13 protein-coding genes are annotated in these 14,139 nt (G+C 44.0%); 12 read left to right on the top strand and 1 reads right to left on the bottom strand.

Annotation, left to right across the window (positions count from 1 at the left end):
- Position 1: 1 nt before the first annotated feature.
- The 9 genes from dnaB to ACN6MV_RS30945 all read left to right on the top strand — a co-directional run bounded on the left by dnaB (position 2) and on the right by ACN6MV_RS30945 (position 11,175).
- Entirely contained in the window at positions 2 to 1,369 is a 1,368-nt protein-coding gene (gene dnaB, locus ACN6MV_RS30985; protein WP_042131710.1) for a replicative DNA helicase, read from the top strand.
- A 209-nt stretch (positions 1,370 to 1,578) separates the two neighbouring features.
- Positions 1,579 to 2,865, top strand: coding sequence for an adenylosuccinate synthase (locus ACN6MV_RS30980; protein ID WP_076120609.1), 1,287 nt, complete (start codon positions 1,579 to 1,581; stop codon positions 2,863 to 2,865).
- Positions 2,866 to 3,028: 163 nt separating this feature from the next.
- Entirely contained in the window at positions 3,029 to 3,676 is a 648-nt protein-coding gene (locus ACN6MV_RS30975) for a hypothetical protein (protein WP_419885488.1), read from the top strand.
- A gap of 314 nt (positions 3,677 to 3,990) precedes the next feature.
- Positions 3,991 to 5,532, top strand: a complete 1,542-nt coding sequence (locus ACN6MV_RS30970; protein ID WP_052414782.1) for a M23 family metallopeptidase — start codon at positions 3,991 to 3,993, stop codon at positions 5,530 to 5,532.
- A gap of 191 nt (positions 5,533 to 5,723) precedes the next feature.
- Complete coding sequence (yycF, locus tag ACN6MV_RS30965; RefSeq protein ID WP_042131706.1) at positions 5,724 to 6,455, top strand: response regulator YycF; 732 nt, start codon at positions 5,724 to 5,726, stop codon at positions 6,453 to 6,455.
- A complete protein-coding gene (gene walK / locus ACN6MV_RS30960; protein ID WP_042131705.1) occupies positions 6,455 to 8,284 on the top strand; it encodes a cell wall metabolism sensor histidine kinase WalK in 1,830 nt (609 codons plus the stop codon). The genes yycF and walK overlap by 1 nt, the downstream gene beginning before the upstream one ends.
- Positions 8,281 to 9,573, top strand: coding sequence for a YycH family regulatory protein (locus ACN6MV_RS30955; RefSeq protein WP_076120607.1), 1,293 nt, complete (start codon positions 8,281 to 8,283; stop codon positions 9,571 to 9,573). Before walK ends, ACN6MV_RS30955 begins: the two co-directional genes overlap by 4 nt.
- 37 nt (positions 9,574 to 9,610) lie before the next feature.
- Complete coding sequence (gene yycI / locus ACN6MV_RS30950) at positions 9,611 to 10,351, top strand: two-component system regulatory protein YycI (protein ID WP_042131702.1); 741 nt, start codon at positions 9,611 to 9,613, stop codon at positions 10,349 to 10,351.
- 14 nt (positions 10,352 to 10,365) lie between these two features.
- Complete coding sequence (locus tag ACN6MV_RS30945; RefSeq protein ID WP_339288671.1) at positions 10,366 to 11,175, top strand: MBL fold metallo-hydrolase; 810 nt, start codon at positions 10,366 to 10,368, stop codon at positions 11,173 to 11,175.
- Here ACN6MV_RS30945 and ACN6MV_RS30940 read toward each other — a convergent pair.
- Entirely contained in the window at positions 11,141 to 11,350 is a 210-nt protein-coding gene (locus ACN6MV_RS30940) for a hypothetical protein (RefSeq protein WP_375104417.1), read from the bottom strand. The genes ACN6MV_RS30945 and ACN6MV_RS30940 overlap by 35 nt on opposite strands.
- Positions 11,351 to 11,827: 477 nt before the next feature.
- Here ACN6MV_RS30940 and ACN6MV_RS30935 point away from each other — a divergent pair, with 477 nt between their 5' ends.
- From ACN6MV_RS30935 to ACN6MV_RS30925, 3 genes are all read left to right on the top strand, one after another.
- Positions 11,828 to 13,072, top strand: coding sequence for a S1C family serine protease (locus ACN6MV_RS30935; RefSeq protein ID WP_042131699.1), 1,245 nt, complete (start codon positions 11,828 to 11,830; stop codon positions 13,070 to 13,072).
- 419 nt (positions 13,073 to 13,491) lie between these two features.
- Positions 13,492 to 13,692 (top strand): cold-shock protein, encoded by a 201-nt coding sequence (locus ACN6MV_RS30930; protein ID WP_019914582.1) that lies wholly within the window; start codon positions 13,492 to 13,494, stop codon positions 13,690 to 13,692.
- A gap of 93 nt (positions 13,693 to 13,785) precedes the next feature.
- The gene (locus ACN6MV_RS30925) at positions 13,786 to 14,016 is read left to right on the top strand and encodes a cold-shock protein (RefSeq protein WP_042131698.1); all 231 of its coding nucleotides are present in this window, start codon (positions 13,786 to 13,788) and stop codon (positions 14,014 to 14,016) included.
- Positions 14,017 to 14,139 lie beyond the last annotated feature (123 nt).

Raw genomic sequence — 14,139 nt, 5'->3', positions numbered from 1 at the left:
AATGGGTGGAGATCTCTTTTTCGATCGGGTTCCCCCGCAGAATCTTGAGGCGGAGCAAGCGGTAATCGGTGCTGTTCTGTTGCAGGATGAAGCGCTCATTACTGCAATGGAACGGGTGAATACCGAAGACTTCTACGATAAAGCGCATCAAATGATTTTTGAGGCGATGGTGCAGCTCGGAGAAGAGAGCCAGCCGATTGATCTTGTTACGCTTACCTCAAGACTGCAGGACAAGGGAGAGCTTGAAGATATTGGCGGTGTTAGCTACTTAGCTAAGCTGGCGCATGCTGTGCCTACTGCGGCCAACGTAGAATACTACGCGCAGATTATTGAAGAAAAGGCTATGCTACGGCGTTTGATTCGTACAGCGACGCAGATCGTGAGCGAGGGTTACACGGGTGGCGAAGATGTTGCCGATATGCTGAGTGATGCAGAACGGCGAATTCTTGAAATCTCTAACCGGCGCAGCGGCAGTGGATTTATCGCAATCCGCGATGTTTTGATGGAAGTATTTGATAAGGTTGAACTCCTTCATCAGAATAAAGATAAGGGCGGCATGTCAGGTATTCCAACGGGATTTGTGGATTTAGACCATATGACTAATGGATTCCAGCGCAATGATTTGATCATTGTTGCAGCCCGTCCTTCTGTAGGTAAGACAGCATTCGCGCTAAATATTGCTCAGAATGTGGCAGTGCGTGCCAAAGAGACGGTTGCCATATTTAGTCTGGAAATGTCTGCACCGCAGCTAGTACAACGGATGATTTGTGCCGAAGCTAATCTGGATGCGAATACTATGCGTACCGGTGACTTTAAGAGTGATGATGATTGGTCGAAGCTGACTATGGGCATTCAGTCCCTATCGGAGGCGGAGATTTATATCGATGATACAGCAGGGATTACTGTAACGGATATTCGTGCGAAATGTCGAAGGCTCAAGAAGGAAAAGGGCCTCGGGATGATCGTCATTGACTACTTGCAGCTCATTCAGGGCCGCGGTAAAGGCGGGGAAAACCGGCAACAGGAAGTATCGGATATATCCCGTACACTGAAGCAGATTGCCCGTGAATTGGACGTGCCGGTTATCGCCCTGTCACAGCTTAGCCGGGGTGTAGAGCAGCGTCAGGATAAACGACCAATGATGAGTGACTTGCGTGAATCCGGTTCTATCGAGCAGGATGCCGACATTGTTGCGTTCCTGTATCGTGACGACTATTACAATCAGGACACTGAGAAGAAAAATATTATTGAAATTATTATAGCTAAACAGCGTAATGGTCCCGTTGGGACAGTAGAGCTTGTCTTCCTCAAAAATTTCAACAAGTTCGTTAACTACGAGCGAGCACATGCAGAACCATTTGCTGGTTAACCTGTCATGTATGATATCCGAACGATTGCACATTTCTTTGTGTAATCGTTCGTTTTATTTGACTTTGAAAAAAACGGCTGTTACACTGAGTATTGTCCTTTAGTGGGTAAATCCGCTTGGAGTCCGGAGGGCTACGTACATAAGAATGACGTACAGGGCCCATATTATGAAAAATAATGGTGCTGGCTAGCACCTACGGAGGAATGAACATGTCAACGGTAGTCGTCGTGGGAACACAATGGGGAGACGAAGGTAAAGGGAAAATCACTGACTTTCTAGCGGAAAGTGCAGATGTGGTTGCCCGTTATCAAGGGGGCAATAATGCCGGTCACACGATTCTGATTGACGGTGAGAAGTTTAAGCTCAGCTTAATCCCTTCTGGTGTATTTTATAAAGAAAAGACTTGTGTAATTGGTAACGGGATGGTTATTAATCCAGCTGCCTTGATCCAAGAAATTAATTATATTCACGAGAACGGTTTTGACACTAAGAACTTAGTGATCAGCGACCGGGCTCACGTTATTATGCCTTATCACATGGTACTGGATGCTCTAGAAGAAGACCGCAAGGGTCCGAACAAGATTGGTACAACACGCAAAGGTATCGGTCCTTGTTACATGGATAAGGCTGCGCGTAACGGTATCCGTATTGCTGACCTGATGGACGCTGAGGAATTCGAATTGAGACTCCGTCACTTAATGGAAGAGAAGAACCAAGTGATTACTCAAGTATATGGCGCGGAAGCTCTTAATGTTGAAGAGATCCTGACCCAGTACCTAGAATATGCGGAAGTACTGCGTAACTATGTGACAGACACGTCGGTTATTCTTAATGAAGCTATTGATGCAGACCGCAAAGTATTGTTTGAAGGTGCACAAGGGGTAATGCTTGATATCGATCAAGGTACGTATCCATTTGTAACTTCTTCTAACCCATCTGCAGGTGGAGTATGCATAGGTTCTGGCGTTGGACCTTCCAAGATTAAACAAGTTATCGGGGTTGCTAAAGCCTACACCACTCGTGTTGGAGATGGCCCGTTCCCTACAGAACTGAATGATGCAACTGGAGACTATATCCGTGAAACGGGTCATGAATATGGCACAGTTACTGGGCGTGCTCGCCGTGTAGGTTGGTTCGACAGTGTTGTTGTAAGTCACGCTCGTCGTGTAAGTGGAATTACAGGCTTGTCTCTTAACTCGCTGGATGTACTCAGCGGACTTGAGACTGTGAAGATCTGCACAGGCTACAAATACCGTGGTGAAGTAATCACGCATTACCCAGCTAGCCTTAAGATGCTGGCAGAGTGTGAAGCGGTATACGAGGAGCTTCCAGGTTGGAGTGAAGATATTACTTCTGCAAAAACATTGGACGATCTGCCAGCCAATACACGCAGATATGTTGAGCGTGTGTCTGAGCTTACAGGAATTCCGATTGCCATCTTCTCAGTAGGCCGTAACCGTGAGCAGACGAATCAAGTAATGCCAATTTATATCTAAGCAACATAGTCATTTATAAGAGGCCTCGAGAGAGGTCTCTTTTTTTATGTTTACTGTTACTCGTATGTTTCCCGCAGCTGGTTCTAGTCAATACTGGAGGTATAGAAAAATATGGATATTATCTACCGGATAGACTTGAACATAGGTGAGAGGAGAGACGAAGATGAAGATTGTGAAGCGTGTACTGGGTGTATGCCTAATTGTAGTACTCGCAAGTACACTTTCAATTCTGACCACGGGCGTGGTTGTAAATGCTTATATTCAATCGGTGCTGGCAAGCTTCGATATTAAAGTGGATAGTCCAGGCCCAGGTTTAGGCGGGATGATCAAGAGTATTATTGGCATGGATAGCCAAACGAACACCACTAAAACGAATAAAGAAGCGACGACAGGCAGTACGGTAAATAAGGATAAAGATAATAGTAAGGATACACCGGCAAAAGAAAAAGGAGAACCTGTGGAGGAAAAAGCACCCGAAGATGCTTTACCGGTTATGGGACAAGCCTCAAATGAGTCCTCTACTAATGAAAACCAGAGTGGAAGTTCAGAGGAGCAGAAATTGGTGATGACACCGGAGGCATTAGGTGACTTTAAAGATAATCTCCCTTCAGCGGAGAAGGTAAATATATTCAATATTTTGATGTCCAAACTACCGCAGGATGAGATGCAGAAAATCTCTACGGCGATGGAGGATGGACTAACGGAGGATGAGGTTAAGGAATTACAACAAGTCATTGCCAGATATGTTGATCCTGATGAATACGAGAGCATAATGAAAATGCTTACACCAACTACAGAATCGCTTCAGTAGTTCTAGTAATTGTCAATTTATAGACACAAGAAATAGGTTAAATTTTCATATTTGCGCAAAAAACCCGCATATTTCGTGGGTTTTTTTATATGTGTAAAGTTGAAATTTTTCGCTCAGCTATGGTACATTAGACAAGGATGTCAAAGGGTTAATTTTTTGTAACCAATTGTAACCTTTTGAACGGTCCATTAGAAGCAGGAACTTAGAACTAGGATATGCAGAAATATTCATGGTCGTAATCTATATAATCGAGATCGTATAACTAGCTTGGCCGCTCGTCTCGGATGACAGAGCGGACTGAAAGGGAGAGTTTCATGAAGAGATTTAAGTTCATGCGCCGGATGGGGAAACTGCAGGATAGCCACAAAGCAGAATCCGGGGTAGATGTGCAGAGCCACAATTTCGATCACGACTCCACGCACTTTCATCAAGAAAAAGGTACTCGTAGATTTCGGCGCTCTTGGATTATTGGAGCTGTTGGCCTAGTACTTCTAACCACTGTGTTGGTTGGTGCAGAGAAAAAGTATGTAGCGGCCAATACTGAAACCTACTATCAAGTGTTGGTGAAGGGCGAGGAGATCGGGAAACTTAACGATCAGGCACAGCTTAATCAGCTGTACGATAAGAAGCAACAGGAATATCAGGACAAGTATCCTGATAAAACAATGGTACTTCAGACAGAAGGCATTACAATTAAACAGCAGAAAGCGTATAAGCCTGAAGTTGATAGTGAGGCTACACTTAATAAATTGGATGGTATGCTGAAGGCCTATGCTGTAGGTGTACAATTAATGGTAGATGGCAAGGCTGTTGGTATTGTTAAGGATCAAGAGACCGCAAATGCGGTGCTTGAAGGGGTAAAGAATCACTATGTTCCACAAACTGAAGTAGCAACAGCTAGTAAGCTCACAAGAACAGCGGCCTCAAGTTCAAATGCTGCAAAGACAAAAGCTGCCAAGCAAGTGGAGTCAGTTAAGATTACTGAAGAGGTCTCTATTGTTCCTGTAAAAACAGATCCTAATAAAGTGTTGGATGTGGAGGAAGCAGTCAAGACGCTTACCGAGGGTAAAGAAGCACCGCTTCTCTACACCGTTCAAGAGGGCGATACGATTTCGGGGATTGCCAAACGGTTTGAAATTACACAAAAAGAGATTTATAGTAACAATCCTGATGTGAAAGAGCTAACGTTGAAGATTGGTGATACGCTGAAGCTGAAGGTACCACAGCCAGATGTTACAGTGGTTACTGTAGAGCAAGTGTCAGAGCAGGTAGTTACAGAACCTGAAGTGATCGTGCGTAAAAGCGACCAGTTACCGGCTGGCAAAAGCAAGGTCGTTCGTCCAGGACAAACAGGCCTTAAAGAAATGCAGTATCGGTTAACAAAGAAAAACGGAATGGTTGTACAAGAAGAATGGTTGGGCCAGACCGTTATAAAAGCATCACTACCTGAAGTTGTTTATCGAGGAACGAAGGTTGTTGGAGAAGGAACTGGCATGTTCAGTTGGCCAGTAAGCGGAGCAACCCTTACTAGTAGTTTCGGCGAACGCTGGAGCCGTGCCCATAAGGGGATAGATATGGTATCTGGCAATCGAACCATAAAAGCCTCTGATGCTGGAACTGTAGTCTTTGCAGGTGTGAAGAGTGGATATGGAAATGTGGTTATCGTGGATCACCGTAACGGATACGAGACTTATTACGGTCACTTAAATAGCATCTCAGTCTCTACGGGACAGCGCTTGGAGCAAGGCGCCAAGATTGGCGTAATGGGAAGCACGGGCCGTTCCACGGGTACGCATCTGCATTTTGAAATTCGGAAGAATGGCACTGCAGTAAATCCGATGAAGTATTTGCAATAATTCATACGTTAACCTCAACTGCTCGATGTTAATCGAGCAGTTTTTATTTTTTTTACGATATGTAAATGATGGTAAAGGGATTTCTTTCGCTGAGGTAGACGATTCCTTATTTCGTAGGATGTGACGGTAAGACAGGTATGTTAAAATAAAGGAATGATCTTTAAGTAGGGATAGGAAGGTGAAGCTGAGACATGCAGATGGGAACGATTCTGGTAGTAGACGATGAACAGCCTATTGCTGATATATTGAAGTTTAATTTAGAAAAAGAAGGCTACGAGGTTATTTGTGCTTTTGACGGTAACAGTGCAGTGGAACTGGCATTGTCCAAAAAGCCTGATCTTATGCTGCTTGATCTTATGCTGCCTGGTAAGGACGGGATGGATGTTTGTCGTGAGGTTCGTTCTGCGCACTTGGACATTCCTATCATTATGCTTACTGCCAAAGACGGAGAGATTGATAAGGTGCTTGGCCTGGAGCTTGGTGCGGATGACTATGTAACTAAACCTTTTAGTACACGAGAACTGCTCGCCAGAGTTAAAGCCCAAATGCGGAGACAGCACAAACCGTCACCAACGGGAGTGACGAGTGAGCCTGCAGAGAGCAAGCAGGGGATTTATCATTTTGATCTATTTATAGATACAGATATGTATATGGTATACAAGGGCGGGGAGCCGCTTGATTTGACGCATCGTGAATATGAGTTGCTCTACTATATGATCAAACATGCGGGTAAGGTGATGACCCGGGAGCATTTATTGCAGGCTGTGTGGGGATTCGAGTATTTCGGTGATGTGCGGACCGTAGACGTGACGATCCGTCGTCTAAGAGAGAAAATTGAGGAGAATCCCAGCAAGCCGGAATATATTTATACCCGGCGCGGACTTGGCTATTTGATGCATAGCCCTAAAAGCGGAGGACTGTGATGAAATGGTGGTCCTTTTTCCGGACAATTCAGGCCAAGCTTATTATTATTTATGTACTGCTGATTCTGATAGCTATGCAGTTAATCGGAGTCTATTTTGTCAGCTCGATGAAGAACTCGTTAACGGATAATTTCACGAAGGATCTTAAAGCACGTGCTGAGATGCTGTCTATCCTGACTGCTGATAAATTTGGCAGTGAGGCTGGAACGGCGGACGAGGAAACGGCTGTAGAAAGTCTGCGTGGCATGGTCAATAATCTCTATATTAACGGGGCCGAGATTCAGGTGCTTGATGCCAGCGGCAAAATTATTACCACCTCCGTACCCTCACAGAATGACTATGTCGGACAGCGCAATACTCAGACCGTAGTGAATCGTGCTTTGCAGGGGATCAGCGATAATGAAGAATATATTATTGCTGATGATAATGTGCGTAAAAAGGTTGTCGCCAAGCCGGTGCTCTCGGGTGATAAGGTGGTTGGGGCAATCTATATTGCTGCTGACATGAAAGATTTATATGCAACCATGGGCAGGATCAACAGTGTATTCATCTCTGGTTTGCTGTTAGCCTTATCACTGACAGTTGTCTTATGTGTTATTCTTGCACACACCATTACACAACCGATTAAAGAAATGACCAGGCATGCAACAGCTGTTGCAGAGGGCCGCTTCAATCGGAAAATGCCTGTACTGGGCAACGATGAAATTGGACAACTCAGTCAGGCATTCAATTATATGACTGGAAGATTGCGTGAGGCGCTCTCGCAGAATGAGGAGGAGAAGGAGAAGCTCACCTCTATTCTGACGAACATGAGCGATGGTGTGGTAGCCACGGATGAGAATGGCGTAGTGATTCTTATGAACCTTCGGGCAGCACTTATGCTGGGAACAGAAGGTCCATTGCCTGAAGGTGCTCCATTGGACAAGCTGCTAGGTCTTGACTATGAGCAGAGTGGCGCCTTGGCGAAAGGAAACGCACAATCCGCAATGCTTCATCTAACACATATGGGTGGAGAAGATTCTAATATCGTGAGAGTGACGTTTACTCCCATTCATCGCCGTGAAGGTGGGATTGCTGGTACCATTGCTGTGTTACAGGATGTAACTGAGCAAGAAAACCTGGAAGAATCACGCCGAGAATTCGTGGCGAACGTTTCGCATGAGCTAAGAACACCACTTACAACGATTAAGAGCTATGTGGAGGCACTCGATGATGGAGCGCTGGAGGATCCGCAGTTAGCGGTTCGATTTGTTGGGGTTATTCGTAACGAAACCGAGCGTATGATTCGTCTGGTTACAGATCTACTGCATCTTTCGCGACTGGATTCTAAAGAGGCACTTCTCAGAATTCAGCAGACTGATATTACTGAGATGCTGGAGGATGTAGCAGACCGTTTTTCTTTTCAGATTCGGCAGAAACGTATCGATATTAGCACAAGGGTTCGTAGGGATGTCAGCACAGCATGGCTTGATCGGGATCAAATTGATCAAGTGCTGGGGAATCTAGTCTCGAATGCGTTAAAATATACGCCAGAAGGCGGTACGATTGAATTGGAAGCCTTGAAGAATGAGGATGGAATGCTCTCCATTTCTGTACGTGATTCCGGGATTGGTATTCCGAAGAAAGACATCGAGCGGATCTTCGAACGCTTTTATCGGGTGGATAAGGCACGTTCACGGAATATGGGAGGCACCGGACTCGGTCTTTCCATTGCCCGGGAAATTGTGAAAGCACATGGAGGCTCTATTTCCCTGCAATCCGAGCTTAATGAAGGCTCCAAGGTAACCTTTACGCTACCTCTGAATGAGCAAAGGGGGAGTGAGGCATGAAGGAGAGATTGAAATCATGGATTCTAGCTTTGCTCGTGGTGGGAAGTCTTGTTGAGAGTTATTATTTGATTTACCGGCTGCCTGGTGCAGACTCTGCGGTACTCTCCGAGAATCTATATGTGAAGACGGATAATATGGGACCAGAAGAAAAGGTCGAGAACCTATTGTACCCTGACAAAATGATCATCCATATGGGCGATAACAAGCATACGCTTTTTTATCCAGACTCAACGTTCTATAGCTTAATTATGAATCGGTTAAAAGGTCGTGGATTTGAAAGCTTCCAGCGGCACTCGGTACAGGATTATGACTGGGATAAGATTCGTAGTGAGAATCCGGGGATTGAGCTTTCGTTCGGATCCGGCATTCCGGTAACGTTACTACAGCGGGTTATGCAGTTGTCACCTGATTCCCTGTTTGAAGGAGAAAGCATCGATCGCATTTGGATCTATAACATTAAGAATGACTCCAAAGCGCATGCCATTTTCTTCAGTACGAGAGGTGACATTATATATGAAGCGGCAAAAGCCGATTTAACCGTTCAAGACGTGCAGCAGCATGTGGATTTCGGCAAAAACTGGACGCCTTACAAGGCAGTAGACGGTGATTATTATGTGCCAGACAGCAAGATTTCTCTAGTTCAGGTTGAGATGCCTTCAGGCATGTATACCATAGAACAAATGCAGAGTAATCTTTTCTTCGATGTTGGAAGTACTAGATATATTCGCGAGAAAAACGGATCGGAGATTTATACGGACAGCAAACGCAGTCTTCAGGTCGATAAGGAACGGAATTGGATGAGCTATAGTGATCCAGCCGCACTTCCAGCTGGAGACAGTACACCTGCCAAGGATGCGCTTGAAGCTGTGGAATTTGTGAACCAGCATGGTGGATGGAACGGAACCTATCGTCTTGAAGCTACCGAGGAGGGGAGACAGGAGAGAAAGGTCTCTTTTCAACAATACTATGGCTCCTACCCATATGGCTCCTATCCGATCATGAGTAATTCGCAGCTACAGTATGGCGTAATTAATCTGGAATTGCAGCAGGGAACCGTATCCTCTTATGAACGCTCATTAATCTATATTGAGGAGAGTAAAGCAGAGAAGAAAATCGTAGAGCTATCTGGAGGCGCGGAGCTGGAGAATCAATTGTCGTTAGTCAGCAAAACTTCGGGAGTGAAGGATTTGACGCCTGCGTATGTACCTGTAGTGAAAGATGAGAAGCTGCAACTGCTCCCAGTCTGGAAGGTTACGCTTATTGATGGCAGTGTTCTTACTTTAAACTAATTACAAGTTGTTTATATAACATTTAGGAGGTAAGGGTATGGATTGGGGAAGAGCCAAAAATGTACTAATTTGCGCCTTTTTAGGTCTGAATCTGCTGCTTTGTTATCAGTTGTGGATTGATTTGCGCGATCAGGTTAGTGCTAATCTCGATTTCACTTCCCTATCTGAAGAAACCCAAGCGGTGATGGAGCAAAAAGGGATTCGTGTGTTGTGTCCGATTCCTGCGTCTACCCCGCAGCTTCCTAATATAACTTATCGATATTCTGCTGAAGAGCAGAATGAGCCACCTATTAAATTAGATGTTCCTATAGATAGTAAGCTGATCTATTCTTCATTCTCTGACCTTAGCAAGGCGCTTGAGAGTCAAATTCCCGACATCGCCAATTATCGCTTCGATTCACAAGAAAGTGAAGTTGGGAAATTTGTTCTTCACCCGCTAGTTCAGAATCAGTGGTCGTTATTCCGAGTTAGACTAGAGTTGATTAATAGTGATCAGAAGATTGTAGCTTACCGCTCGCCGAAGATTGAAATTGGGGCAAGCAGTAGTGATAAGGAACAGAAGGTACTGCCGGCATCACAAGCGCTTAGTAGTTTGATTGAAAAATATTTTCCGGCAGACTCCGTAGTGAAGGAGATTGAACTTGGTTATTATGGTGAGCTGTTCAACTCCGAAAGTCAGGTAGCGTCGCCGATGTGGCGGTTCATGCTGGAGAACGGCAATGCCTATTATGTGGATGCTATTAGTGCGGACATCATCAGTCCGAAGACAACAGATTAGAAGGAGTAAGGAAAATGGGGATTTCATTTACAGTACTGTCCAGTGGTTCTACCGGAAATGTTACGGTGGTACGGAACGGGGAGACAACACTTATGATTGACGCAGGTCTGAGTGCCAAGCGGATCGATGAGCTGTTAGCCATGCGCGAGTTAACGGGTAATGATATAGACGGGATTCTAGTTACGCACGAGCATTCCGATCATATCAAGGGACTCGGGGCAATGGCCCGTAAATACGATCTTCCGATTTATGCAAACACCAATACCTGGGGTGCTATAGAGAAAGGCATTGGCAAAATACCGGACTATAACCGAATCATTATGGAGTCGGGGCAGCATAGGGATTTTGGCAGTCTGCGAGTAGAGTCGTTTGCGATTTCTCATGATGCGGCGGAACCGGTTGGTTACAATTTTTATGATGGAAAAGAGAAGCTGTGTGTAGCTACGGACCTTGGGTATGTTAGCGACAAGGTGAGAGATGCGATTTCAGATGCAGACGTATTGGTGCTGGAAGCGAATCATGATATTGAAATGCTGAGGATGGGACGTTATCCGTGGAATACGAAACGACGTATACTTGGCGATATGGGTCACCTTTCTAATGAAGCAGCCGGAGCAGCACTTAGTGAAATTCTCACAGGACGGACCAAGCGTACCTATTTAGCGCATTTAAGCCGGGATCATAATATGATGGATTTGGCTAAAATGTCGGTACGTTGCGCAATGGAGGATCGGGGTTGTTTCTTCAAGGATAGTGAGTTTAAGCTTTGTGATACGTATTATGATCAACCTACGCCATGGGATAAATTGAGCCAGTTATCATAAGCTGATCAAGCTCGGCGGTTTTTTGTTCTAATTCTTGGCGGGAGATCAGGCCTTTATCGATCATTAATTCGATCATAGCACTGAAGGCAAGGGTCATATGATAGTGTTCATCCTTTAAATCACCAAGTTTACCGATAAACTCAACCAGATCCATACTTGTAGAAAAAGAATTCATAATTATACCTCCTTATATAGTAAAAACAAAATTGGAGTTGTAAAAAATTCGCAGACCTTTTACCTCAGGAAAATCACGAATTGAGGGTTGCCTGTGATACAATTGTAGACATAATGAGCAAAACCTAAATTTAAGGAACATTTCTATTATTGTAGTCTTTTAAGATGCAAAATATTCCTAATAGAGAAGATATATTGAAAGATTCTAATATTCTTTCGATTAACTGAAACTATTGTGGGGTTAATGGATAAAGTGAAACCTTTTAGTGATTGTGAGAGTCTAAAAGTATGCAGTAATATGTGCTGAAATATAAGAACATAAGTGTTTTGCACCTAAGGTTCTTGTATGTCTTGTAATTCTCGCACAAATGCGTTTCGTTCTATTAAGGACGGCACAGGCGTTTATGCTTGGGATGTGATTGCTAGGTTCAAGTTTTAGAGACTGTGGACGCTTGGCAATAGAAGGGGGAGATTTTCGGTGGGATTGTTTGATGACGATTTCTATTCAACTAAAGTATCACGGTCCAGAGGGGATGAAGCATCAAAGGGATCATTTGCAAACCGCAAGCATTCTGTGCGAAGATCGCGCAAGGGCTTATCCACTTGGCAAATATCCGCCGTCTGCTCCTTAATCAGTGCTGTGGTGGCAGTGTTCTTATTCAGTGTGCTTACTGGACAAATGAGTCATGAAACTGCCCCGAAGTCGGTAGCAACAACTGGGGAGGTTACTCCAAGTAGTGATCCGTTTGACCGTATCATTCAAGCCGCTGCTACGGTTCGTCCTGCAGTAGTTAGTATTATCAATCATAAGGAAGATAATAAAGAATTGAACATTCTGGATGAGTCAGCATTAGGCTCTGGAGTGATTTATAAAAAGGTGGATAATAAAGCATTTATTATTACTAATAACCATGTTATCGAAGACTCCGGCAATCTTGAGGTCGTAACAGTAGATGGTGAGACACGTAAAGCTACACTTGTTGGTACGGATAAAGTGAGTGATATCGCAGTTCTTTCTATTGATGCTAAGGGTATCAATACGATCGCACAGCTAGGAGATTCCTCCAAGCTTCGCCTAGGTGAAACAGTCATTGCCATTGGTAACCCTTTAGGACTTGGAGACACATTGACCTCAGGGATTGTCAGCTATACTGAACGGAAGGTTCCTGTATCCTTAAATCAGGACGGCGTATATGACTGGGAGCAAGAGGTCATTCAGACCGATGCGGCGATTAATGAAGGTAATAGCGGCGGAGCACTTGTGGATCTGGATGGTAAAGTCATCGGTATTAACACGATGAAAATCTCCGATGCAGGTGTAGAGGGTCTAGGGTTTGCAATTCCAGCTAACCATGTGATAGATACCGCAAATGAACTGGCTGAAAAAGGGCGTATTGCCCGGTCCTACTTAGGTGTATATTCCGTAGATTTAAATAATCCTTACGTTCCTCTTGCAGAGGATCAACGGAAGGAACTGAACCTACCGAATAATGTTAAGGATGGGGTAGTCGTTCTGGATGCTGTTGGACCTGCAAAGGAAGCCGGAATACAATTTAATGATGTAATTACAAAATTTAATGATGAGCCTATTACATCCACACTCTCCCTTCGCAAGTATTTATATAATCAAACGAAGATTGGCGAGGATCTGAAGATCACCTATTACCGAAATGGGAAGGTCAATCAGACGACAGTTAAACTTCTTGAAAAACCAGAGGAATAATATACCGAAAGTCGGCATATAATGATATAGCAGTAATGACAAGTAGAACGGACTACCCCTTCAGTTGTGAAGGTAGACCTTCCTGAAATAGCGATACTTTGTATCGCTATCGGGGATCTGTTTCTTCTAAAGATTTGATAAATATGGCAATTATAAGCTGATTTAATGAATTTTGGGCTGACTGGCAACCCTTACATTGGAAGGTAATACTTATTAGGGTAGAACCGGATAAATCCGGATGCCAGCTTGCCTTTGCTAATCAGGTGTGGTAATATGATATCAATCATACATTTAGTCCCTAATTTTCGCATTGAAAAGGGCTGTTATATTTGGTAATACAACCTTTTTCAATGTGTGAATTTTTTCTTTGTTTGAAGATAAAAAGAACATATTAATTTAAATTTGTGGAGGTAACACACATGCAAACAGGTACAGTTAAATGGTTCAACGCAGAAAAAGGATTCGGATTTATCGAAGTTGAAGGCGGAAGCGACGTATTCGTTCACTTCAGCGCAATCACTGGCGACGGCTTCAAAACTTTGGACGAAGGCCAACGCGTTGAATTCAACGTTGTTCAAGGCAACCGTGGACCACAAGCCGAAAACGTTGTAAAACTGTAATAATAGAAGAAACCGTCCCAGCTTTTTGAAAGTTGGGACGGTCTTTTTATATCTAGTTAGTCACTATTGACTTACAGGATGGGAGGAACGGCAATGAACTACCGGAAGAAACCTTTGGAAGAAATACCGGAAGAAAATACCGCGATTTGGGCGTGTACCAATGATGGATGCAACGGATGGATGAGGGATAATTTCGCATTTGAACATGCGCCTTCTTGCCGTCTATGTGACTCTCCAATGGTTCGCAGCACGAAGATGCTACCACAATTGCTTAATTCGAATGGCGATCTCAAATCGCTGAAGAAGGGTATTTCCATTACCTAACCAATGCCTTTATGAGTCAAGCTTGTTATAGAGCAGTGAACAACTTCAAGACGGTTAAACCGTCTTATTTTTTTTGCTTTTTTTATGGTAAATTGTGATTTTTGTCACAAATCATTTGAATTT

The sequence above is a fragment of the Paenibacillus sp. B-A-8 genome, assembly GCF_048572915.1.
Taxonomy (GTDB): Bacteria; Bacillota; Bacilli; order Paenibacillales; family Paenibacillaceae; genus Paenibacillus_AQ.
This window is presented reverse-complemented; position numbering and strand designations above follow the sequence as displayed.

Excerpts from the sequence above, each read along its gene's own strand:
- ACN6MV_RS30980 (WP_076120609.1), top strand. The coding sequence starts at position 1,579 with ATGTCAACGGTAGTCGTCGTGGGAACACAATGGGGAGACGAAGGTAAA.
- dnaB (WP_042131710.1), top strand. The coding sequence starts at position 2 with ATGGGTGGAGATCTCTTTTTCGATCGGGTTCCCCCGCAGAATCTTGAG.
- ACN6MV_RS30955 (WP_076120607.1), top strand. The coding sequence starts at position 8,281 with ATGAAGGAGAGATTGAAATCATGGATTCTAGCTTTGCTCGTGGTGGGA.
- yycI (WP_042131702.1), top strand. The coding sequence starts at position 9,611 with ATGGATTGGGGAAGAGCCAAAAATGTACTAATTTGCGCCTTTTTAGGT.
- ACN6MV_RS30925 (WP_042131698.1), top strand. The coding sequence starts at position 13,786 with ATGAACTACCGGAAGAAACCTTTGGAAGAAATACCGGAAGAAAATACC.
- ACN6MV_RS30940 (WP_375104417.1), bottom strand. The coding sequence starts at position 11,350 with ATGAATTCTTTTTCTACAAGTATGGATCTGGTTGAGTTTATCGGTAAA.
- walK (WP_042131705.1), top strand. The coding sequence starts at position 6,455 with ATGAAATGGTGGTCCTTTTTCCGGACAATTCAGGCCAAGCTTATTATT.
- ACN6MV_RS30945 (WP_339288671.1), top strand. The coding sequence starts at position 10,366 with ATGGGGATTTCATTTACAGTACTGTCCAGTGGTTCTACCGGAAATGTT.
- ACN6MV_RS30970 (WP_052414782.1), top strand. The coding sequence starts at position 3,991 with ATGAAGAGATTTAAGTTCATGCGCCGGATGGGGAAACTGCAGGATAGC.
- ACN6MV_RS30975 (WP_419885488.1), top strand. The coding sequence starts at position 3,029 with ATGAAGATTGTGAAGCGTGTACTGGGTGTATGCCTAATTGTAGTACTC.
- ACN6MV_RS30930 (WP_019914582.1), top strand. The coding sequence starts at position 13,492 with ATGCAAACAGGTACAGTTAAATGGTTCAACGCAGAAAAAGGATTCGGA.
- yycF (WP_042131706.1), top strand. The coding sequence starts at position 5,724 with ATGCAGATGGGAACGATTCTGGTAGTAGACGATGAACAGCCTATTGCT.